The sequence below is a fragment of the Psychromonas sp. KJ10-5 genome (assembly GCF_055808325.1).
On record NZ_CM147864.1, the window covers coordinates 1254914 to 1279498 of the forward strand.

Annotated in this window: 19 protein-coding genes; 10 read left to right on the plus strand and 9 right to left on the minus strand. The window is 36.9% G+C overall.

The window, feature by feature from the left end; translation table 11 throughout:
• Positions 1 to 84: 84 nt before the first annotated feature.
• Entirely contained in the window at positions 85 to 1626 is a 1542-nt protein-coding gene (locus AC0L3W_RS05690; protein WP_290038062.1) for a fumarate hydratase, read from the minus strand.
• A 105-nt stretch (positions 1627 to 1731) separates the two neighbouring features.
• Between AC0L3W_RS05690 and pabB the strand changes: the two genes are divergently transcribed.
• On the plus strand, positions 1732 to 3153 hold the full coding sequence (pabB, locus tag AC0L3W_RS05695; protein WP_290038061.1) for an aminodeoxychorismate synthase component I: 1422 nt from the start codon (positions 1732 to 1734) through the stop codon (positions 3151 to 3153).
• A gap of 106 nt (positions 3154 to 3259) precedes the next feature.
• Here the strand turns inward: pabB and cysB are convergent, their stop codons facing one another.
• Complete coding sequence (gene cysB, locus AC0L3W_RS05700; protein WP_290038060.1) at positions 3260 to 4228, minus strand: HTH-type transcriptional regulator CysB; 969 nt, start codon at positions 4226 to 4228, stop codon at positions 3260 to 3262.
• A 259-nt stretch (positions 4229 to 4487) separates the two neighbouring features.
• Here cysB and AC0L3W_RS05705 point away from each other — a divergent pair, with 259 nt between their 5' ends.
• The 7 genes from AC0L3W_RS05705 (at position 4488) to AC0L3W_RS05735 (ending at position 11719) form a co-directional block, all read left to right on the plus strand.
• The gene (locus tag AC0L3W_RS05705; protein WP_409439444.1) at positions 4488 to 5174 is read left to right on the plus strand and encodes a sensor histidine kinase; all 687 of its coding nucleotides are present in this window, start codon (positions 4488 to 4490) and stop codon (positions 5172 to 5174) included.
• A gap of 66 nt (positions 5175 to 5240) precedes the next feature.
• Complete coding sequence (locus tag AC0L3W_RS05710) at positions 5241 to 6020, plus strand: DNA repair ATPase (RefSeq protein ID WP_409439443.1); 780 nt, start codon at positions 5241 to 5243, stop codon at positions 6018 to 6020.
• Positions 6021 to 6133: 113 nt separating this feature from the next.
• Positions 6134 to 6523 (plus strand): hypothetical protein, encoded by a 390-nt coding sequence (locus AC0L3W_RS05715; protein ID WP_290038057.1) that lies wholly within the window; start codon positions 6134 to 6136, stop codon positions 6521 to 6523.
• 75 nt (positions 6524 to 6598) lie between these two features.
• Complete coding sequence (locus tag AC0L3W_RS05720) at positions 6599 to 8296, plus strand: AAA family ATPase (protein WP_409439442.1); 1698 nt, start codon at positions 6599 to 6601, stop codon at positions 8294 to 8296.
• Between the two features lie 142 nt (positions 8297 to 8438).
• Positions 8439 to 8978, plus strand: a complete 540-nt coding sequence (gene fabA, locus AC0L3W_RS05725) for a bifunctional 3-hydroxydecanoyl-ACP dehydratase/trans-2-decenoyl-ACP isomerase (protein WP_113818206.1) — start codon at positions 8439 to 8441, stop codon at positions 8976 to 8978.
• Positions 8979 to 9253: 275 nt separating this feature from the next.
• A complete protein-coding gene (gene sppA / locus AC0L3W_RS05730) occupies positions 9254 to 11119 on the plus strand; it encodes a signal peptide peptidase SppA (RefSeq protein ID WP_290038055.1) in 1866 nt (621 codons plus the stop codon).
• Positions 11120 to 11260: 141 nt separating this feature from the next.
• Positions 11261 to 11719, plus strand: coding sequence for a DUF2919 domain-containing protein (locus AC0L3W_RS05735; protein ID WP_290038054.1), 459 nt, complete (start codon positions 11261 to 11263; stop codon positions 11717 to 11719).
• Positions 11720 to 11950: 231 nt separating this feature from the next.
• On the opposite strand, the gene AC0L3W_RS05740 is transcribed toward AC0L3W_RS05735, so the two are convergent.
• The 7 genes from AC0L3W_RS05740 to fabB form a co-directional block, all read right to left on the minus strand.
• Complete coding sequence (locus tag AC0L3W_RS05740; RefSeq protein WP_290038053.1) at positions 11951 to 13237, minus strand: NAD(P)/FAD-dependent oxidoreductase; 1287 nt, start codon at positions 13235 to 13237, stop codon at positions 11951 to 11953.
• A gap of 257 nt (positions 13238 to 13494) precedes the next feature.
• Complete coding sequence (gene ycfP / locus AC0L3W_RS05745) at positions 13495 to 14034, minus strand: alpha/beta hydrolase YcfP (protein WP_290038052.1); 540 nt, start codon at positions 14032 to 14034, stop codon at positions 13495 to 13497.
• Positions 14035 to 14136: 102 nt separating this feature from the next.
• On the minus strand, positions 14137 to 15153 hold the full coding sequence (gene nagZ / locus AC0L3W_RS05750; RefSeq protein ID WP_290038051.1) for a beta-N-acetylhexosaminidase: 1017 nt from the start codon (positions 15151 to 15153) through the stop codon (positions 14137 to 14139).
• An 85-nt stretch (positions 15154 to 15238) separates the two neighbouring features.
• On the minus strand, positions 15239 to 17650 hold the full coding sequence (locus AC0L3W_RS05755) for a FimV/HubP family polar landmark protein (protein ID WP_409439441.1): 2412 nt from the start codon (positions 17648 to 17650) through the stop codon (positions 15239 to 15241).
• A gap of 132 nt (positions 17651 to 17782) precedes the next feature.
• Entirely contained in the window at positions 17783 to 18796 is a 1014-nt protein-coding gene (locus AC0L3W_RS05760; RefSeq protein WP_290038048.1) for an aspartate-semialdehyde dehydrogenase, read from the minus strand.
• Between the two features lie 9 nt (positions 18797 to 18805).
• Complete coding sequence (locus tag AC0L3W_RS05765) at positions 18806 to 19945, minus strand: 4-phosphoerythronate dehydrogenase (RefSeq protein WP_409439440.1); 1140 nt, start codon at positions 19943 to 19945, stop codon at positions 18806 to 18808.
• A 91-nt stretch (positions 19946 to 20036) separates the two neighbouring features.
• A complete protein-coding gene (fabB, locus tag AC0L3W_RS05770) occupies positions 20037 to 21251 on the minus strand; it encodes a beta-ketoacyl-ACP synthase I (protein ID WP_290038046.1) in 1215 nt (404 codons plus the stop codon).
• A gap of 113 nt (positions 21252 to 21364) precedes the next feature.
• On the opposite strand from fabB, the gene mnmC reads away from it, so the two are divergent.
• Both mnmC and AC0L3W_RS05780 read left to right on the plus strand, forming a co-directional pair.
• The gene (gene mnmC / locus AC0L3W_RS05775) at positions 21365 to 23380 is read left to right on the plus strand and encodes a bifunctional tRNA (5-methylaminomethyl-2-thiouridine)(34)-methyltransferase MnmC2/FAD-dependent 5-carboxymethylaminomethyl-2-thiouridine(34) oxidoreductase MnmC1 (protein ID WP_409439439.1); all 2016 of its coding nucleotides are present in this window, start codon (positions 21365 to 21367) and stop codon (positions 23378 to 23380) included.
• Between the two features lie 154 nt (positions 23381 to 23534).
• A complete protein-coding gene (locus AC0L3W_RS05780) occupies positions 23535 to 24584 on the plus strand; it encodes a 3-oxoacyl-ACP synthase III (protein ID WP_409439438.1) in 1050 nt (349 codons plus the stop codon).
• The last annotated feature ends 1 nt before the right edge of the window (position 24585 follow it).

The window sequence follows — 24585 nt, forward strand, 5'->3', positions numbered from 1 at the left end:
ACTTATTCCTTTGTTGATATTGAAAAATAGTTAATTTGATTGCTTTTATACCATCCTTACTTCATCAAGCAATCAATTTAATAACTATTGTGACATTTTGCTGTCTATTTCAGCAATTTTAGCCTTCCAAATCGCAGGACCTTGCTCATGAACGTTATTTCCTTGACTATCAACAGCAACAGTTACAGGCATGTCTTCAACATCAAATTCGTAAATTGCTTCCATTCCTAAATCAGCAAATGCAACAACACGCGATTTTTTGATTGCCTTAGCAACAAGATATGCAGCACCACCGACGGCCATCAAATACACTGAATTATGTTTAGCAATCGAATCAACTGTTTTTTGGCCACGCTCAGACTTACCAATCATGCCTAATAAGCCAGTTTCCTCTAACATAAAGTCAGTGAATTTATCCATACGTGTAGCAGTAGTTGGTCCAGCAGGCCCTACTACCTCATCACGTACAGCATCAACAGGTCCAACGTAGTAAATAAAGCGCCCTTTAAAGTCAACGCCTTCAGGTAAGCCTTTACCACTAGTGATTAATTCATTAATACGTTTATGTGCTGCATCACGGCCTGTTAAAATTTTCCCCGTTAACAATAAAGTATCACCACTTTTCCAATCACTCATATCAGCTTTGGTTATATTGTTGACGTTAACACGTTTAACATTCTCACCGACTTCCCGTGTTATTTCTGGCCATTGATCTAACGATGGCGGTGTCAGATAAGCTTCACCTGAGCCATCTAAAGTAAAGTGAGCATGACGTGTAGCTGCACAGTTTGGAATCATCACAACAGGTTTAGACGCAGCATGAGTTGGGCAACTTTTAATTTTAATGTCTAAGACAGTTGTTAAACCACCTAGCCCTTGTGCCCCGATACCTAAATTATTGACACGCTTGTAAATCTCTAAACGAAGTTTTTCATCAGTATTTAACGAGTCTGGGTCGGATTTTGCTTTTTCTTGTAATTCAAAAATATCTACAGGTTCCATTAGCGATTCTTTTGCCATTACTGCAGCTTTTTCTGTCGTTCCTCCAATACCTATTCCAAGCATACCCGGCGGACACCAACCTGCCCCCATTGTTGGTAATGTTTTTTCAATCCAATCTTCAATAGAGTCTGACGGATTTAACATGGCCATTTTAGATTTGTTTTCAGAGCCACCGCCTTTTGCAGCGACCATCACTTCAACTTTATTACCTTTAACCATTTCAACATGTACAACAGAAGGTGTATTGTCTTTAGTGTTCTTACGAGCCCCAGCTGGGTCAGCAACAATCGACGCACGTAAAGGATTTGTCTGGTCGTTGTAAGCTTGACGAACCCCTTCATCAACAAGCTCTTGAACCGTTAATTCTGTATCGAAAGTAACTTTCATACCAATTTTTACAAATACAGTTACGATGCCAGTATCCTGACAAATTGGGCGCTTCCCTTCTGCTGACATACGAGAATTAATAAGAATTTGTGCTATGGCATCTTTAGCAGCAGGATTCTGCTCTGCTTGATAAGCTTTATCCATCGCTTGGATAAAATCTAGTGGATGATAATAAGAAATGAATTGTAATGAATTTTTTACACTATTAATGAAATCAAGCTCTTTAATGACTGTCATCAGTCGCTCCCAGTAATTAGTAAACAGTTTATAAAAACAATGGTAATATTATTGGCCTCAACCGCCTAATTTTTTGTTACAAAAATGTTGCCTAAATACGAAAAAATGACTTATATATCAGATAATACCGTAATAAAACCGCTATCTTTTCCCGTAAAGATAATCAATATCATTAAGTCCGAGCTATCCGCTGCACAATGGACTGTATTTTTAGAATCAAGCAGTGTTGATCATGTTGACAGCAACTGGTCTATTTTCACCAGTGATCCTATCGCGACATTAACAGAATCAACTGATGGGACATTATTCCATGACTGTTTATTAAATAGTTATAAGGACATGGGAAAAGACCCCTTAACTGCGCAAACAGCTATCCGACAAGCATTTTTCCATGCAGAAACTGATAATGACTTTCCTTTCCATGGTGGCGCAATTGCAGCATATAGTTATGAAATGGGTGAGTTATTTGAATCTTTACATAAAACATCAAAAAATACAGGTCTAGACATAGGGGCATTCCACTGTGGTTTTTATGACTGGGCAATTTTGCACAATGTACACGATGACCAATTTTATTTAATGCAGCATCGCAGTAAAAACCGAACTGAACAGCTTGATATATTATGGGAGACACGTTTTCAATGGTTAAGTAATTTACTTATTAAGCAGTCTACCACCGAATTTGATTTCAAATTAACAGAAGCGTGGCAAGCGAACACCTCTGAAGAGCAGTATCAAGCGGCATTCAATCAAGTTCAAGAATATATACTTAGTGGTGATTGTTACCAAGTCAATTTAGCACAACGTTTCCAGGCACCTTATGTAGGCAGTGAATATCAAGCGTACCAAGCATTATTGCAAGATAATAAACCGCCCTTTGCCGCTTTCTTTGTATTACCCGATCAAACCATTATTTCAGTTTCTCCTGAGCGTTTTTTATTATTAAAAAATCAAATTATCCAAACAAAACCGATTAAAGGCACTATGCCTAGAAGCTTGAGCCAAGCTGAAGATTTAGCCAACAAGCAAAAGCTAATCAACTCAGAAAAAGATCAAGCTGAAAACTTAATGATTGTGGATCTATTGCGTAACGATATAGGTCGTGTAAGTGAAGCTGGCAGCGTTGCTGTGCCTAAATTATTTGATATAGAAAGTTTCCCAGCAGTACATCACTTAGTCAGCACAGTAACAGGTAAATTAGCAGAGCAATATACTACGGAAGATTTACTCAGGGCCTGTTTCCCGGGAGGTTCTATCACTGGCGCTCCTAAAATCCGCTCCATGGAAGTGATATGTGAATTAGAAAAATTTCAACGTCAAATCTACTGTGGCAGTATCGCATATATTAATGGTAACGGGGATATGGACAGCAGTATTACGATTCGTACCTTAGTATGTCATCAGCAAAAAATTTATTGTTGGGCAGGCGGAGGCATTGTAGCGGATTCGAATGCTCAGAGTGAATACAAAGAGTGTTTTGATAAAGTCAGTAAAATATTACCTCTCTTGGCTTCATTGAATCAATAATTTACAAAAAGTAATAGCAAGCATTCAGACAATAAAAAACCAACTGTAAAAGTTGGTTTTTTGTTTAATGTCTTTTGTGACAGAATATAATATTGTTGTTCTAACCTTACCTGGTCGGTAATTCTATATCTTCAAACAGTTTATTCACTTCCGCGGTGTATTTAAGTTGTATTGCTTTTTCCACCAAAGGACGAGTTAAATGTGGGGCAAAACGAACCATAAAATCATACATATAATCACGTAAGAAAGAGCCCTTTCTAAACCCAATACTGGTTAAACTAGACTTAAAGATATGACTGGCATCTAACACACAAAAATCATCATCTTCATTAATAGCCATTGTTGCAATAACACCCACACCTAAGCCAAGACGAACATAAGTTTTAATCACATCTGCATCGGTTGCAGTAAACACTACATTAGGTTTGTAACCAGCAGCGTTAAAAGCTTCATCTAATTCAGATCGACCAGTAAAACCAAAGATATAAGTAACAATCGGGTGTTCAGCAATATCATCGATTGACAGTTTTTCAATTTTCGCTAAAGGATGGTCTTTAGGCACAATTACCGAGCGATTCCAGTGATAACACGGCAACATGATCAAGTCTTGATACAAATGTAAAGCTTCGGTAGCAATTGCAAAGTCTGTTTTCCCTTTTACAACGGATTCACTTATTTGCGTTGGCGTACCTTGGTGCATATGTAAAGACACTTTCGGGTAGCGTTTAATAAAACCATTAATCACTTCAGGTAAAGCGTAGCGAGCTTGCGTATGAGTCGTAGCAATATTTAACTTACCTTGATCTGGCATAGTGTATTGGTTGGCTACCGCTTTAATACTTTCAACTTTACCTAAAATCTCAGTTGAATAACGTATTATTTCCTGCCCTGCAGGGGTCACTTTAGTTAAGTGTTTACCGCTACGTTCAAAAATTTGAATCCCTAGTTCATCTTCCAGCATTCTAACCTGTTTACTGATACCAGGCTGAGAAGTAAAAAGGTTCTCAGCGGTGGCAGATACATTTAGGTTATGATTGAGTACTTCGACAATGTAACGTAATTGTTGCAATTTCATAATGTTATCAGCTTATGTTTAGGTTAATGCTTATTCCATTTTATTCTATCAGACTTCTAAAATTTACAAAGTCATACTTTTAACACATAGCACTATACCTGTATAAAAGTAATCAAAGTGTCTAAATCGCTCTTAAAATGATACAAAACAATAAATATTCAACTATTTTCTAAAAGGCGAGCAAATAAAAGCAATGCTAACACCTTCGCATTTTTATAGTTAGAATGAGGTACATAGCATTTACGCTGATGGAGAAATAATGAAAAATACTGATCAACTTGATTTCAGTACTATATTAGCTACTAGCATACACGATATGAAAAACTCACTGGCAATGGTGTTGCAATCGATTGAAGATTTAGATCTAGCAGACAATTTGACGAGTCTGCAACATAAATCAGTATCTAACTTACATTATCAAACATCACGTATTAACAGTACCTTGATGCAATTGTTGGCTCTATATAGGGATGAGCGAAAACAGTTACCTGTATTAATTGAAGAAAATTCAGTAAATGAATTATTAACAGATGTATTGGAGCGCAATCGCTTATATTTAAACAGTCATCATATCAAGTTAAGTGTTAAAGTTGAAAATAACCTATACGGCTATTATGATGTTGACTTAATCAGTTATTTATTAAGTGATATTTTAATTAATGCATTACGTCATGCAAAAAGTGAAGTCATTATTTCAGCCCATCATCAAGATCCCTATTTAATATTTGAAATAGAAGATGATGGCGAAGGATACCCGCATTATATGTTGAATGTGAATGATGATGAGTTTGCATCATTTAATGCAAATAAAGGGCGAAGTGGATTGGGTTTACTATTTGCTAAAAAAATCGCTGCAGCCCATAAGCTTAAAGCTCTGTCTGGGAATATTACTTTGACCAATAAACCTGAACAAAGTGGCAGTATATTCACTTTACGATTACCTTAATTTTTTAATGGCATGGTCAGTTTAAGATACCCTGCTTTACTTTAATCATATAAAAGAGCATCTAACTTGTATCCATTAATTATATCTTTAGTCGGTTTATTATTGATTGTTATGATCGGTTATAACATCATTCAACAATACAAACAAAAAGCGGAAACAGAGCGACGTATCTCGGTTTCCAAACAGCACGCCACTATTACAGAAGTTGACGAATTGTTGTTGTTTTCAACTAAAATTCCGTTCAGTAAAGCGTTATTATTAATTCTAAAAAATAGAATTCGTAATGCCTTATATATCATGATTAATATATCGCCAACCACTGCCAGCTACAGAGAACACTTTGCTGATACTGAAGCGCAAATAAAACAAATCAAAGAAAATTATGTCGCACCATCACCAAGCAGTTTACAAGTACCGCCGAATGATAAAGATGCCTTAGCATTGGTACAAGCGACTAAAAAAATACGTGCAGTGTTGCGATCTGAGCATGCAAAACAAAAAATTAATACAGACCTATTTGTTTCTGAGAACCAACAGCTAGAAATGATGCAGTTAAAAATTAATATCGAAATCAGTATTAAACGTATTAATGATGCAAAAAATCAAAAACAATATAATACAGCAAGACAAATGACTGACAAGATTCTCAAGATCTTAAGTAATATTCCACACAAAGATAATGATTTAGAGAATAAACAAGCATTATTAGAAAATGTAAAAACTGAAGTTTCTTCTTATTTAACCAGTGAGCAAAATGCTGCTATGGATAATCAACAACAGAACAAAAAAGAAGATAGTAAAAAGAAAGACCTAGAAAGATTATTTGCCGACAAACAAAAATGGTAACCCTGTAAACATTTGCTTGATAATTATTAACGTATATAATTTTGATATAAATCAATAACTTTAATCACATCCTCATTATTATAAAATATCATCATAATAATGAGGCATCAGTTATGCAATCCATCACTTCAGAACAACAACAACAATTAAAAACGCATTTACTTGCTGAATTTTCACAAGTGAAAGAAAAGGTAAAAACTCGCCTTGCAGTCTCTTCAAAACCTTACTTGAATGAGCTTGTTAACAAAGTTGATGCAATGAATGCTGATTTGTTAATTGAAAGTTTAGTGCATAGTGAAAGCCACTCTCTTAATATTTATAAAATGCAAATAAAGAGCATTGATGCTGCACTACAGGGTATTGAACTTGGTTTATACGGGTTATGCTCAGATTGTGAAATAGAGCTATCTGCCGAAGAACTATTTGAATGCCCTACTCAGCAACGCTGTTCAGCTTGCGAATTAAAATACCAACAGCAAAAAGTTAAGGGATATAAGTTATAAAAGATAATTTATTGTTAACTTTATAGGAAGGTATATGCTAAATTGCCTTCCTTTTACTTAACTAGAGCTGAGATTTTGACCGATAATATTTCCCCTGTAACTTTAGATAATGCCTCTAGCACCAAACATAATGAACTTGAGAAAACTTTACCTTTGTCAGTATCACAATGTAGTACTGATTTTAGCGAGTATATAAAGCAATATTCGCCATCTAAGGGACTCTCATTTTCTCAATTATTTCCAAACGCAACGGCTATTGTATCCAAATATCTTAAGCTGCCGACACCTTTATTATTGGTAAATAGTCGCTACTGGTTAAATGCTCAACAAGTATTGAAGGAGGTCATCCCTAGTGATTTACCAGCTGATTATTTGTTAAGTTATAATCAAGAAAGTTTGTTTGGTCGATTATCTCTTACTGGTAATGATGATCTCACACTATCAGAAGGTTTATTAACTAAACTAAATAATGGTGCGCTAGTGTTAAATATTAGCCCCGTATTAGTTGATCCTAGTTTATGGTTTAAACTTAAATCAGTATTACAGCGTGGTTATCTACTAGCCAGCGATGCAGTTAATGCTGAAAAAATAAAACAAGTCTTACCCGACCTGCAATCACAACCAGTAAATATCAAATTAATTTTAGTAGCGACACGTTTGCAATTAGAAGAATTGATCCAGATAGACCCTGAGTATACGCAAATTTCATCGTTATTCTGTGAATTAGCAAGTCAGGTACCTGCAACACAAAATGCAGCTGATACCATCATCAATTATTGCCATCAAGTAACTCAACAACTAGCAATTGAACCACTTGATAACGAAACATTAAACACACTTTTTAAAGCCTTGGCAGTGGAGTGTCAGCATCAACAACAGCTATTGTTTGACCCTGAGTTTATTCAACAAACAATACGTTATGCTAACTTGTTTTGTAGCGATAAAAAAATCACCAAAACAGATCTAACAGACTATTTTCAAGAGATAAATGAAGCACAGTCTTTAGCCCGTAAATACAGTGAACAATCTCTTCTAGAAGGCCAAGTTAACTTACAATTAAGCGGCGAAAAAATTGGCCAAATTAATGGTTTATCTGTCGTTGAATTGTTGGGGTATCCTTGCGAATTTGGAGAGATATTTAGGATTTCAGCCAGTGATATGATTGGCGACGGTGAAATTATTGATGTAGAACGAAAAGTCGAATTAGCAGGTAACATTCACGCTAAGAGCACGCATATTGTTCAAGGCTATCTAAATCACTTTTTTAGCCATATTAATGCGTTCCCCTACTCTTGTAATCTTGTATTCGAACAATCATATCAAGAAAGTGATGGTGATAGTGCTTCCTTAGCCATCTTGTTAGCTGTCAGCTCTTGTTACGCTAAGTTTCCGGTTAAGCAGAATGTATTCGTGACAGGTTCATTAGATCAACATGGCAACGTGTTACCAATTGGCGGTATCAATCAAAAAATTGAATCTGTTTCTCGTTTATTTGAATTAGGTTTAATAACCGATTCAGTGACGATTGTGATGCCTAAGGCAAATATCATTAACTTAACCTTAAACGATCAAACATTACGCTTAATTGAGCAAGGAAAAATACTGATTCATGCAATTGCACACTGCCATCAAGCTTTTCCTTTATTGTTAAACAAACAGTTTGAAGATGTAATTAAAGTAATTAATTGCAGAATTGAGTTAGCGAACAAGGAAGAGATGGAAGAATCATCGTCTAGCTTGTTTTCTAGGCTAAAACATTCTATCTTTCATTAGGATAGTTAAAACAAACGACAAGGTTTTTATTATTCTTGATTGTTCATAGCGCCTCATATAAAGTATGGCGCTCATTATTTCGTGGTGTTAATTATATGCATTTTAATGCCTCACCTTATCAATTATCTTAAGAAAAGTGATTATGACTAAAACCGTATCCCAAAAAGAGTTGGGTAAAAACTCTTACAATAAAGAAGAATTAATCAAATGTGGTCAAGGTGAGCTATTTGGTGAAGGCAATTGTCAATTACCAGTAGACAATATGTTAATGTTAGATCGTATCATCTCTATTACAGAAGATGGTGGCGAACATGGTAAAGGCGAATTAATCGCTGAGCTAGATATCGACAAAGCATTATGGTTCTTCGAATGTCATTTCCCTAATGACCCTGTAATGCCTGGTTGTCTAGGTCTAGATGCAATGTGGCAATTAGTTGGCTTCTTCCTAGGTTGGAGCGGTGGTCCTGGTAAAGGTCGTGCACTAGGTGTAGGTAATGTTAAATTTACTGGCCAAGTATTACCAACAGCTAAGAAAGTAACTTACCGCATCACGATGAAGCGTTTAATCATGCGTAAATTAGTAATGGGTATTGCTGATGGTGTTGTGGAAGTTGACGGTAAAGTTATTTACACCGCTGAAGATCTTAAAGTTGGCCTATTTGTTGATACATCAAGCTTTTAAACTTAAAGATTGATTATTCCTTAGAAAGCACTGATTATGTTTGTAATCAGTGCTTTTTTTTTGCTTAAATTTTGTATTACCAATTACATTCAATAAGTGAACTAAATTTTGCGTAAAAAAAATGACTTAATTTAAGGCGTAATTTAAGCCTTTCAAAGATTAACTCCGATAATAATCTATCGGGGAATGCGCCAAAAAGAAGTTATTTTAACAAGTAAAATAGATTAGTTCATTAGTGTGATTAGCATAATACCCCTCTCTGACAAGGAAATTTTATGGCCTTCTTATTTCGACTCATTAAATCAATACTGGTCAACAGTTTTAAATTTATTAACGCAATACGCTTAGTTTTGCTCAATGTCATTTTTATTATGATAGTGCTATTCATAGTGGCTTCCTACGATACCGATGAAATGGAGGTAGAAGTAGCTGACAACTCTTACCTACGACTCGATTTAAATGGTTTCATTGTCGAAAAGAAACGACCAATGAACCTCTCTCAAGAAATATCAAAACAACTTTCAGGTATGGATAATGAGGCACCGCAAGAGTTTGAGGCACAAGAGATAATTAAAGCAATTCAGTTTGCAGAGGATGATCCAAAAATAACAGGGTTGGTGCTCGAATTAACAGGATTACAGTCTGCAAATCTAAATCAATTAACTGATATTGGCGCATCCATTAATCACTTTAAAGATTCAGGTAAGCCGGTGTACGCATATGCAGATAATTACTCTCAATCTCAATATTATTTAGCTTCTTATGCAGATAAAATTACCTTACCACCCAATGGTTTTGTATTGCTGCAAGGTTACGCGGTCAATCGTTTATACTTTAAAAACTTACTGGACAAACTATTAGTAACGCCACATATCTTTAAAGTTGGTACTTATAAATCATTTGTTGAACCCTTCACTGAAACACGCATGTCTGAATACAGTAAAACAGCAAACCAACATTGGTTAAATCAATTATGGCAAACCTATATTGACCGTGTGTTAACACAACGTAAAGACAATCCAAAACTAACTGCGGAATCAATTAACCCAACATTGCAGCAGGTCAAAGAAAACCTAAAAGCAGTGAGTGGAGATACTAGCCAATACGCATTATCAATGGGGTTAGTTGACCAGTTAGCCTTCCACGACCAATTCATCAATGAGTTATCAGAAGATGCGCAACAAGAAAGTAATGACTTGCCGAACATGATTGATTACCGTGCTTATCAGGCGACTTTACCTTTATTATATCAATACACAGGTGCGGACTCACAAATTGCCGTTATTCATGGCACAGGTGAAATCATTTCAGGTGTTAATGATGGAACATCGATTGCTGATAAAAGCTTTAATACTCTATTAAGAGAGGCAAAAAATAATCCTCGAATCAAAGCCGTAGTAATTCGTCTTGATACACCTGGTGGTAGTGCCTTTGCCTCAGAGAACATCAGACAACAAGTATTAGCATTGAAAGACGCGGGTAAGAAAGTTGTCGTTTCAATGGGCGCTGTCACCGCATCTGGTGGCTATTGGATTGCCTCAGCAGCAGACCAAATTATTGCTTCACCAACCACTCTCACAGGCTCAATTGGCATCTTCGGTATGTTTGCTACCTTTGATAAATCACTCGATAAAATTGGCATACAACAAGATGGCGTAGCTACAAACCCCTTGTCTAATATTGGTGTGACTCAAGCATTAACCCCTGAATTAGCAGAAATATTCCAAATGGGTATAGAGAATGGTTACGCTAATTTCTTACAAATAGTAGCAGAAGGTCGTGGCATGACTATAGAAGAAGTAGATAAGGTTGCCCAAGGTCGTGTATGGACTGGTGCAGACGGTTTAAATAATGGATTAGTAGATGAGTTAGGTGATCTGCATTCAGCTGTGCTAAAAGCTGCTGAATTAGCGAATATTGAAGATTTTGATGTAATCTCTATTGAGCCAAGATTATCTTCTAAACAAGTTTTCTTTAATCAGTTATTTACGAAAACGATTCAGTTTTTACCAAGCGGGTTAATCACACAACCTGCTATATTCAGCATTTTTGAAACAATTGAAAAGCAGAGCAATTTTATTGCTAGGATTAATGATCCACAAAGTCGTTTTGTATACTGTACCCAATGCTATGTTGAATAAAATGTATCAGTAGCTAGTCAAAATATTCATTATGCCATTGAGCGATTGCAACTGTTAATATTCTTAATATGAAGCATGTAAAATGGCATTTTTATTTCTAATACCGAATAAACTAAAGACAATTTTAAAACGAGTAACTCAATGAAAACACGTTTATATGCACTTCAGCATTATACTGAAGCTGGCGATTTGAAATCCCCTCCTATTTTTCTTTACCTTCTTTTGTTTCTATCACGTACTTGGATGTTACTAATTATTTCACTGGCATCACAACAAACCGGTGATAAATTACTGATGCTTTTTTATCCTGAAAAATTTCATTTTTACACTGGGTTGATCATTGGGCTATTACCAATCATTGTATTTTTAATATCCGGGCGTCGCCATGCGCAAAAGCACTGGGCAATTAAAAGTTGGCCAATTTGCTATTATTTTATCGTGGCCAGTTTACTGGCAGACTTTGGATTACAACTGTACTACTTGAATATAGAGCATTTTCAATATTCACTGTCAGCATCAATTCAATTAGTGATGGTGTGCTGGGCAACGATTTACGTGTTTAAGAGTAAACACTTGAAGGACAGTTTTAATACCAATTAGATTACATTTTACGTAGCAAAAATCACATAATTTAAGGCGCACATAGGGCCACTTTAAGCGTAACTTGGTTAATCAGTAACCGGAGAAGTGACCAAGAAATAAATTATTTTTAAAAATAAAATATCTCTATTAATTAGTGTCGTTGTTATCAACAATCCCATTAATATGATGCATACAAAAATGCCTCAACAAGTGAGGCATTTTCAGTACTTAACTAACCAACTAAGTGAATTAGTGTAATTTTAAACGCGGACGTAATACGCGATTAATTTTTTCTACTACTGTCATTAATCCAGTACGGATATAACCGTGTAAAGCAACCTGATGCATACGGTATAAAGAAACGTAAACTACTTTCGCTAAACGCCCTTCAATCATCATCGACCCTTTCATCAAGTTACCCATTAAGCTACCTACCGTGCTGTAGTTACTTAAAGAGACTAATGAACCGTAATCAGTATATTTGTAATCGCTTAACTCTTTACCATTTAAAGTTGCAATAATGTTCTTACCAACTTGTGTGGCCATTTGATGCGCAGATTGAGCACGAGGAGGTACAAAACCACCATCAGGTAACGCACAACTTGCACAATCACCAATCGCATAAATGTCATCATCAAGTGTAGTTTGTAATGTTGGTTTAACGATCAACTGATTAATACGATTAGTTTCTAAGCCTGCTAAGTCTTTTAAATAATCTGGGGCTTTAATACCTGCAGCCCAAACGATTAAGTCAGCTTTAATCAATTCACCAGACTTAGTTAATAGACCTTCTTCGTTTGCTTCAGTCACCATAGTATTAGTACGAACATCAACACCTAACTTGACTAGCTCTTGATGTGCAGACGCAGAGATACGTTTTGGTAAAGCAGGCAGTATACGGTCACCCGCTTCAATTAAGCTAACACGTAAGTCTGCACTTTTAATATGTGAGAAACCATAACTAGAAACTTGCTTAAGTGAATTATATAACTCTGCAGATAGTTCAACACCTGTTGCACCAGCTCCAATGATAGAAACATTAACTGAGTTTGTTTCCTTAACACCAAGTTGCAAGTATTTATTCAACATACGGTGATGGAATTTTTTCGCCTGTTGCGGGCTGTCTAAGAAGATACAATGCTCGCCAACACCTTTGGTATTAAAGTCGTTACTAACACTTCCTAGAGCCATCACTAGAATATCGTAGTGAAGATGGCTTTCAGGCAAAATCATGCAACCTTCAGCATCATATAAAGGGTCAATAGTAATTGTTTTATTAACACGATCTAGGTTGCGCATTGCACCTAGTTTAAAGTGGAAAGCATGATTCGTAGCATGAGCACGGTAACTCACTGCATCGATACCATCATCTAACGATCCTGCAGCGACTTCATGCAGTAAAGGTTTCCATAAATGGGTGCTGTTTTTATCAAGTAAAGTGATATGTGCTTTTTCTTTGCGACCTAATTTGTTACCTAATTTTGTAGCTAACTCTAGACCACCTGCACCACCACCAACTATTACTATCTTTTTCATAACGTCCTCATAAATTAAATTTTTTACAAAAAAGATGCTTAACGGGCTGTCAAATATCATCTTTATAAAAAAATTGATCTAGGTTGCACTTTTAGAAAACAAAGGTTATAAAAAAATGGGCTTCAAGTCACCTTTTTTTATCTTTGAATGTGAATGAAGTAAGGTTGTTGGAATTTACAAGATTAAATATAGGGGTTTTCGATCAGATTAGCTATTTATACAGACATAAATCTGATCGATTTAACAAATGGGTAACACTATCCAGCTTTAAATTGTTTAATTGTTGGTAAGTGCTCAGTGATATCTTTGAATTTATGACCCTGGGTTTGATCAAAAATGATTGGATAATAATTTGCTAGTTCATGATTACTGACTTCACTATCTAAAACATCATCCACTGTAGAAAGAATACAAATACAGTTTGCTGCATTTTCTCGTCTAAAATCATCAACACATTTAGTGTCTATATCAAAGTACTCTTCAGGCCATTCAATACGTCCAACCATATTATCTTCAGGGTGTAAGTTAGGGTTAAAAATCACTTGTTTAATACCCGATAAAAAACCAATTCGTTCACTCCAATATCCACCTAAACCCACACCACAAATTAGCGGTGCCGAATCATCAGTAGAATTAATATGTTGATTAACTTCCTTAAGAATATGAGCCATATCTTGTTTAGGGTGAATGGTACTGTAATGTACAAAACGCACATCTGGATCAATCGATTTTAATTGCATCACTTTCTCATGATTACCTGGGCTTGTTGCATCAAAGCCATGTAAATAGATGATCATCTTATTATCCACCTTTATATTTTAAAACTATGCAAACAAGTCATTCAGTCTTGTTTATTCTATTATCAGTCACTGCTAAATGAACACGCTTAAGACGAAACCTTAGATTGTATCGTTAAACTGTTCAATCATATGCTTAGACTGCTGCCACAGAGTATTATTTGCTAAAGGCTGTGCTAACTTACCTTTATCTGCGGCTAAGCGCTTGATTAAAGATACACTATTTTTAGCCTGGGCGGATAATCCATCTAAAATAGTCATCGCTGCCGGTGCATCATTACAGGCTAAAATGAAATCACAACCAGCTTTAAGTGCACCTTCAGCACGAGAAAGATGATTACCTACAAAACTAGCGCCATGCATGGAAATATCATCACTAATTATCGCGCCCTTAAAACCTAATTTAGATTTTAAAATCTGTTGCAACCAATAGTCTGAAAAACCACAAGGCAAACTATCACAATCAGAATAAACAACATGTGATGGCATAATGGCATCTAATTTATTGGCGTTTATTAATTCAATGAAAGGCAACATATCCTGCTTGAATATTTCCTCTTTAGGACGAGCATCAACAGGTAATGCAATGTGCGAATCAGCTTTAACACTTCCATGACCAGGGAAGTGTTTCCCTGTTGATGCCATACCAGCTTGTTTCATCCCTTCTATATAAGCAATAGCAATTTTTGTTACTTGCTGTTTATCACTACTAAACGCACGCTCTTTGATGACATCTGAAATGCCATTAATGTCTAATACGGGTGCAAAACTTAAATCGATATCGCAGGATAGCAGTTCGCTTGCCATTACAAAGGCGCTCGCTTTAGCTAATGATAAAGTTTGCTCAAATGAATCTGCTTTATTTAATAAATCACCACAAGCAGGTAAGGTCGTGAAGCCATTACGAAAGCGTTGTACTCGCCCTCCTTCGTGATCTACACCTATCAGTATCGGTTGTTTAGCATGTAATCTAATTTGCTGTACTAACTCTTTTAATTGCACCACATTGTCAAAATTACGGGTAAATAAAATAACTCCTGCCACTAACGGATGAGCTAAGTACTCTTGTTCAACGGTTGTTAACTGATATCCAGCAACATCCAAAATAATCGGGCGCATATATCTTCTTCCAATTTAAAAAGCCAGCAATGCTGGCTTAGGTAAAACATGTAAAAACCGATGTAATGGTTTTGTAAAAAGGTGATTAACTGATTCTATCGTACAGTTTTTTTACCTCTTTTAATTTATCTTCCGGTGCAGTTTCCAACAGTTGAGTTAATATTGTTTTTGCACCTTCTTTTTCATCTATTTCCAAATACGCTCTAGCTAGGTCTAATTGCGCTGCAACTCCATCCGCATCAGTATCAAAGTCTGTAAATGAATCAACAACATCAGGAAACTCATCTAAACCAAAATCAAGGTCAAACTCTTCTTCAGTCAGTTCTTTACCTTCTTCATTAGTCAACAATGTATCGATATCAATGAATCCCTTATCGTCCGTTTTATCAAACTTAGGTAATTCAGCATCTTCATTAAAGGCATTACTACTTAATTGCTTAGCGAGTGAATCTGGGTCAGTAAAGTCAAATTCTTCATCAGCTTCCTTCGTTGTAGCATCTTGCTCAGGTACAACATTTTCAACATCATTGTCTGATTCGAGTGTCAGTGGCTCTTCGTCAATCAACTCAAGTTCTTCATCTTTCTCAACATCTTGAATATCAGTTTCTGCTAAAACTTCATCTAGATTTTCTTGTTCAATCTCATTTGTTGATTCCGATAACAACTCATCTATATCAATAACTGCTTCAGATTCAGAATCGGTCTCTTCCGATATTTCATCAATATCTGTTTGGTCATCAGCCGATACTGCTTGTTCAGAGTCTGTTTCTGCAAGTAACTCTTCAACGTCAGGTGTAGACTTTGAGCTAGCTTCAGCTAAAGGTTCATCAACATCAGCGGTCTCAGTAATAACTTGTTCAGCTGTTTTAACAGGAGGCTCTGCCAGTAACTCTTCTACTTCAGGTATCGCTTCAGGTATTTGATCCTCTTCAATATCAGGTGGTGTTTCAGCTAGTATCTGGTCAATATCTGTATCATCTTGAGCGCTAGTTGTTTCATCAGATTCAACTGGTTCTTCAGTTAATAACTCTTCTACTTCGGGAATGGCTTCTGGTGAGCTATCTTCTTCAATAGTAACGTCTTGATCAACTGACTCAGGCTCAATATCATCTAATTGAATTGGCTCTAAAGGTGTGTCTTCTGGAGCATCAAATTGGAAGTCATCCAGATCAACTTGATCTTCTTGTTTATCCTCTAAACCTGCAAGTTCTGATTCCCATTGCGCTGCAAGATCCAGGTCTTTTTGAGAAATATCATCATCTAGTACTAAATCAGACTCTAATAACTCAATAACTTCTTCATCACCATTGATAACGGCATCCATATCAACATCATCATTTACTGATGGTTCGTCGTTATCTTCGATTAATTCTGTTTCTGCATTTGCAGTGATTGTTTCGCTATTATCTACTTCCTCTTCAATAATAGTCAGGTTACTTTCTTCTTCAGCTGTTGCTGACTCATCCTCTGCAACCGGTACTTCTTCATTAGCAATTTCAGCGGAAAATAAAGAATCAAATTCATTTTCTTCTTCATCCATGATAGAGGTTGATTCAGCAAGCTCTTGTTCTTTTAGTGCTAATTCACGTTTAGATTTAATACGTAATATTAAAAGAAAAAGTGCTGTTAATAGCAATAATGGACTTAGAATCGTTAATAATAGCGTAGAGGCAGATCCTGTAATAGAACTTAGAATCTTATTTAATAAACCAGGGCCGCTAAATGGTGGCTCTTCGAATGCATCTATTTCAGCTTTGTATTGATCAATTAATGCCTGTAGTTGAATTTGAACATTGATATCTTGCTCTACTTGATCAGACAAAGTATTTATTTGATCGCTTAACGGTTGTAATTTGAGTTTTAAACGTTGGTTAGATTCAGTAGCGACAATTAATTGCTCATTAAGTCGCGCGTATTCTGCTTCTAATTTTTGCAATTGATCGTTAGTTGGCTGTTCAATTTGTTGAGCAATTGATGCTTTTTCTTCAACTTCAGGTTCTATTTTTGTTTGTTCTGCTTTCGCCGTCTCTACCTGTTTTTCTACTTCAGTTGCTACAGGTTTAGGTGTTGGATTTCTAGGCGTATTAGGAGCTGGGGTATTGGTTATTCTTAGTAAACGAAAAGCCTCTGCGTTAGTTTGTTGAGAAATAACCGATAAACTAGGTACGTCAATTACAGAAGATGCGATTATTTTATTAATGTCACCGTTGCGGAAAGCACTTGGATTAGTTTTGTAGATAGCAACTAATGTTTGATAAACACTGACATCGGTATTAGGACGCAACTTATTTGAAATTGACCATAATGTTTCATTGGCCGATACCGGACCATATCGAGATGGTGATACGGGTGATGTTGTATTTGAAGCCGTCACCGGAGTTGGTGATCGAATAAGTTCAGGCTCTTCATTTGGGCCCACTAACTCAACACTTTGTACATTATGAGCTGTAAGTAATAATGGAAGACAAGAAACAACAGCAAGCAACATGCGATTCATAAACGATCCTTGTAAGGGAATTGCAAAATAATATTAATTATAATAAACCAGGACAAGCAATAGCAGATCTTTTAAAACAAACGTGTAGGCTAGAATTGAGACCTAGCCCACTGTAATACCTAAACTATCTTACTATAAATAGGTATAGGCCAACTTTTCCATTACCAGCACTGCGTTCGTCGCAATACCATAATGTACATTATCTGCAGATACCCACATGTTAATACCAGCGGCATCACATGTGTCTTTACGTAAACGACCTACGTGTACTTCAACATTACCCACTACATCATCAATCATATTTGCATATTCAGTGACTGAACCTGCTAATACAATGTTATCACTATGATGAAGTGCATTAGCGACTTCCTCTAGCTCTACTGGGTAATGAGTAACAATATGAACCGCCTGTGAACAACCGTAAAACATAGGCACAACCACTTGTGTTGTAGACACTACCATTTCAGGGTCATTTAATAAGCGGCGTGTTTCAGCAGCTAAACGTAATTCAGAAAAGTCGATACCATCTTCATTAAACTCGTCAATTTGTGGCACCACATTAAACGCAATTTGCTGTTTAAATTTGTGTTGCTCAACACTTTTAGCATTCAATAAACGTGCCGTTTCGCCAGCTAATGCCGAAACACCTTTTTTACCGATAGTAGATGCAGATTGGTAACCAGCAACAGTTACTCGCTTGATACCCACTTCTTGGTGAATTTGCTTAATCGCAAGTGTTAGCTGCGCAGTTTCTGGACTTGGTATTGCGATAATATTCGCATCACTATAACGAGCGATATCTTCATCATTCACACCAACTTGTACTAAAGGCACTTCTGGCGACTCAAGATAATAACCACTGATATCGATAACAACACAATGTTCTTTCGCAATAGGGATCCAAGCTTGTGCGACTTCTCTATCCGATAGGAATAGCGCGATATCAGCTTGTTGCCAATCAAATGTCTCTAGCTCAACAACGTCAACAGGCTTACCTGAATACATAACCGAAGTGGTATCACACTCACTGCTACTGATTGGAAAAATATTATTAATTGCGAAATCACGTTTTAATAACACTTCTAACGTTGTTTCGATGCAACCATCAATCTCACCGATTAATGCAATATTGTATTCTTTGTTCATGTTGACCTTTTATTTATTTTTAACAGTAAAACCAATTTTCTTTAAATCGATTATTTGTGGCGAAATTTGCCGCTTATCCGAGGTTGCCACCGTTAAAGTAGACAATTCTCGTCTTTCTGGGTAATTTTTGCGCATATTATCAAAGCCGTTCACTTCATTTACTTTTTTTCTAAATAAAGCATCATCTCTACGCACATCATATATCAAATGGACTAATGATTTTAATAATTCTGGTGTCAAATCACCACTTAAGGTGATATCACTAATATTTGGCTTCTCAGTAAAGTCAGTACTTTTTAACATCACTGGCGCCTTTAATTTTTCACAAAGTGCAATGTACAACATTTCAGTGCCGCGAGCTCGGCCATCTAAACTGTATCCAGCAATGTGGGGTGTTGCTAGCGTGACATAAGGCAACAATTGTTTGTCTATATCGGGTTCATTTTCCCATACATCAAGGACTAGTGTCGGTACTTTCCCTTCAATTGCTAGCTTTAATAAGGCTTTATTATCGATCACTTCACCACGACATGCGTTAATCAAAATTTGTTGTGGAGTTAATTTTTCCAATACAGACTGATTAAATAAGTGGAATGTTTTATGAAGTCCAACCATGGTCTTGGGAACATGTAATGAAATGATATCTGCAGACAGCACCTCTTCAAAGCTACAAAATGGACGAGGGTCTCCAGCATCCTGCAAAGGTGGATCATATAATAAACAATTAATACCAATCGCCGTTAAGCAATCATAAACCGCTGTCCCCGTATTACCTGCACCAACAATCGCGACAGTTTGATTTAATAATACTAATTGTCGTTGTTCGATAACCACTAACAAAGCGCTTAACACATAATCAGCGACTGATATTTTGTTACAACCAGGAGCACTACTGAATGCGATGTTTCTAGATCGTAGATACTCAATATCAATATGATCGGTTCCAATGGTCGCGGTGCCAACAAATTGAATTTTATTGTTTAACGCCAATAAAGATTGATTCACTTTGGTAATAGAACGTACTAATAATATATCTGCATCTTGAATTTGTTCAGCCGTAACATCACGACCAGAGAAGGTAGTGACTTCACCAAATGATTCAAAGAACGATTTACCGTGCGGCATATTTTCGTCGATATAAATCTTCATCTTGTTTCTACTTATCCCAATTATATTAGTTCTATTATCATAGAACCAAAAAAAGGAGCCAAGGCTCCTTTTTAACATCAATAATTAAAACTTATTCGTAACGTTTAAATACTAATGTTGCATTTGTACCACCAAAACCAAAACTGTTAGACATCACAATGTTTAGTTTTGCAGGCTCAGGTTTGTTCTTAACGATAGGTAGATTAACCGCTTTCTCGTCAACTTCTTCAATGTTACAAGAAGCAGAGATGAAGTCATTTTCCATCATTAACATGCTGTAAATAGCTTCGTGCACACCTGCTGCACCTAGTGCATGACCAGTTTGTGATTTAGTCGCACTAATCTTAGGAGCGTCATCACCGAATACGATATTAATTGCTTCTAACTCTTTCACGTCACCTACAGGAGTAGAAGTACCGTGTGTATTTAGGTAATCAACTTTACCTTCAACAGTAGATAATGCTTGTTGCATACAACGAACTGCACCTTCACCTGATGGAGCAACCATGTCGTAACCGTCTGAAGTTGCACCGTAACCTACGATTTCAGCATAGATTTTAGCGCCACGAGCAAGTGCATGCTCTAACTCTTCAACAACAACCATACCGCCGCCGCCAGAAATAACAAAACCATCACGGTTTTGATCATAAGTACGAGACGCTTTTTCAGGCGTTTCGTTATATTTGCTTGATAATGCACCCATCGCATCAAACTCACAGGCCATTGTCCAATCTAGCTCTTCACCACCGCCAGCGAAAACGATGTCTTGTTTACCCAGTTGGATTTGCTCTAGAGCGTGGCCAATACAGTGTGAACTTGTCGCACAAGCCGAACTCATTGAGTAGTTAATACCTTTGATTTTAAAAGGTGTTGCTACACATGCTGATGTAGTGCTCGCCATAGTACGTGGCACCATGTAAGGGCCAACACGGCGAACGCCTTTGTCTTTCATGATTTGACATGCGTCAACTTGGTTTTTTGAAGAGCCACCACCAGAACCAGCGACTAAACCAGTACGAATGTTAGAAACCATCTCTTCAGGTAGTTTCGCATCTTCAATAGCTTCCTGCATTGAAAGATATGTGTATGCTGCTGCATCACCCATGAAACGCATTACTTTACGGTCAATGTGCTCTGAAGGATTGATTTTTAAATCACCCCAAACTTGGCTGCGCATACCAATTTCTTTAAATTGCTCAGAAAATGTGATGCCTGACTGGCCACTTTTGAGTGATGCTAAAACTTCATCTTTATTGTTACCAATACTAGAAACAATGCCAATACCTGTAATTACTGCTCTTTTCATTATTAAGCCTTTATTGCTTGAGGGACTAATTATATGATCATCAAGTGTGAAGTGATTTATCCTAAATCAACCTGACTGCTCTAAATTATGATCTAATATACAAGGAATATAACTTGTCTCAAGACAAAAACAATATAATTAACCATGCACAACTTGACTGGTCAGATCAGTCTGAGCCATTTTCTACACAATTTGATGATATTTACTTCAATAATGACCATGGTGCAGATGAATCAGAATATGTGTTTTTTTCAGGCAATGATCTATTAAATAGATGGCAAGCCTCTAATTCTGAAGAATTTTGTATCGCAGAGACTGGATTTGGTTCAGGACTTAATTTCCTCACTACAGCATTAAAATTCAATGAATTTAAAGCCAATAACAAGGAAGCTAAGCTACAACGTTTACACTTTATCAGCTTCGAATTATATCCTTTAGAGATAGAAGCATTACGCACTACTCTTAATCAGTTTAGACAATTTTCCGGTCTATCAACGCAACTGATCGACCAATACCCTTTACCGTTAGTAGGTTGTCATCGTCTCTCATTTAACCATGGGCAAATACTACTAGACCTATGGTTTGGTGATGTTAACCAGCAACTAGACAACATAATTGGTGACCCAAAAGGCATTGTTGATGCGTGGTATTTAGATGGATTTAATCCACATAAAAATCCAGAAATGTGGCATCAGGTTTTGTTTCAAAAAATGTTTAACTTAAGTAAACCTGAAGCCACATTAGCAACTTTTACTGCAGCAGGTTTTGTAAGGCGCGCATTAATCGATTCCGGCTTCATCATGTCAAAACGAAAAGGCTATGGTAAAAAGCGTGAAATGTTAGTGGGAGTTGTTCAGCCAACCGAAGTTGAACAAACTAAAAAAGCACAAACTCAACAAACCGATGTGGCAATTATAGGTGGTGGCATTGCAGGATTATGCACAGCATTGTCTCTTGCCAAACGAGATAACAAAGTCACTGTATATTGTGCTGATGAGACGCTAGGTTCTGGAGCTTCTGGTAACTTACAGGGTGCATTGTATCCATTGCTTAATCAGCAGCATGATGAACTCAGTCAGTTATTTGCTAATGCCTACCTGTATGCATTAAATTTTTATAAAGACATTGATTCACAGGTGCCCTTTTCTCACCAATTTAATGGACTGCTGCAACTTGCTTACGACCAGACCTCACATCGGAAGTTAAATAAAATCAACCAAGCGCAACTGCCGAGCACGCTAGTAAAATGGTTAACAGAGCAGCAAACAGATGTATTAGCAGGCTTAGATATTGGCCACCAAAGTTTATATTATCCAAATGCAGGTTGGTTAAGTCCAAGAGAGTTAATCAACTCACTGAGTGCAGTATTAGCGACATATCCTAATGTGCAAATACATTGCGATCGTCGTGTTGATAATGTTGAACTGCAAACATCGGATACCTCAAGTAATTGGACATTAACCACCGTCACTACAGGTCAACATCAAGCATCGACATTTAATCATCAATACATTGTAATTGCGGCTGGTATGGACACACTCAAGTTTAAACAATGCAGAGCAGTACCTTTGTCCGCAGCAAGAGGACAAGTCAGTCATGTTCCAAGTAACGACGCTTTAACTACGTTAAAATTACCCCTGTGCCATGAAGGATATTTAACACCAGCAATGCAAGGTGAACATTGCATGGGCGCAACTTTCAAACGTCATGATGAAAATATTGATTACCGAGAAAGTGAACAACAAGAAAATCATCAAAAACTTAAAAAGTGTATCGCAGGTAAAGCTTGGGTAGACACTATTCTAACTAATGACCAAGCTCATATTGCTACGCGAACAACAACCCGAGATCATTTCCCTTATTTAGGTGAGTTAACAGACTATGATCAGCTCAAGAAAGATTATCAGGCTGGCACAGTGTCGCATTCAAATCTACCTACGTTACCCAACGCCTATCTAATTACCGGCTTAGGTTCGAGAGGATTATGTAGTGCACCTCTGTTAGCTGAAATCTTAGCCAGTAGAATAAACAGTGAAAGCTTGCCCATTGCCAATAAAATCTATAAAAAGATGCAAATACCGCGTCAATGGCTCAATTACATGGCTAAAAATAAGCCCTTAAAAGAGTAAAAAACAAACGCTTTTGCAAAAAATCAGTAGTTATTAGAAACACAACCTCTATTGGACTTTGTTAACCGGATAAATTACGGTAATCTAGCGCTCCGGTTTGAGGGTTGATTTAAAAAGTCCTTTTTAAAAAATTAAAGAGAAAAATTACAGCTTAATGAAATATTCCCGCGTTTATATCAATAGTATGGCTTATGAATTAGCCCCTGAAGTGGTCTCAAGTACAGAGCTAGAATCTAGACTTGCACCTTTGTATCAAAAATTGCGCATTCCAACAGGTCAACTTGCTGCGTTAACGGGTATTGAACAAAGAAGATGGTGGCCAAAAGACCATCGTCTTTCTGACGGTGCAATCGAAGCCGCTAAAAAATCATTAGATGAAACAGGTGTTAATGTTGATGATATTGGTGCTGTCGTTTATACCGGCGTATGTCGCGACCAACATGAGCCAGCAACTGCTTGTCGTATTGCCGCTGAATTAGGGGTTAATAAAAGCACAGCTATTTACGATATTAGTAATGCATGTTTGGGCGTGTTATCAGGCATATTGGATATTGCTAACCGTATCGAACTTGGTCAAATTAAAGCTGGCTTAGTGGTTTCTTGTGAATCAGCACGCCACATTGTTGATATCACTATCGACAACATGCTGTCAGACCAAACGATCCAAAATTTTTCTCAATCACTGGCAACATTAACCGGTGGTTCAGGCGCGATTGCTGTATTACTTACAGATGGTAGCCTACCTTTAAAAAATCAACGCCAACATAAATTACTAGGTGCAAGCCACCTATCTGCACCAGAGCATCATGACCTGTGTAAATGGGGCCTGCAGGAAGTAGGACTTAAATTGCATCGTGAGTTCATGCGTACTAATGCCGTACCACTACTTAAAGAAGGTGTTGCGTTAGCATTAGATACTTGGAAAGACTTTTTATCACAACAACAATGGTCAGTAGACAGTGTTGATAAAGTGATTTGTCACCAAGTAGGCTCAGCAAATCAAAAACAAGTGTTAACTGCACTTAATATCCCATCTGAAAAAGAGTACCCAACTTATCAATATTTGGGCAATATGGGCACTGTATCGCTTCCTGTGACAGCAGCATTAGCCGATGAAAATGGATTTTTACAAAAAGGCGACAACGTCAGCTTTTTAGGAATAGGCAGTGGATTAAACTGCATGATGCTTGGATTGGAGTGGTAAG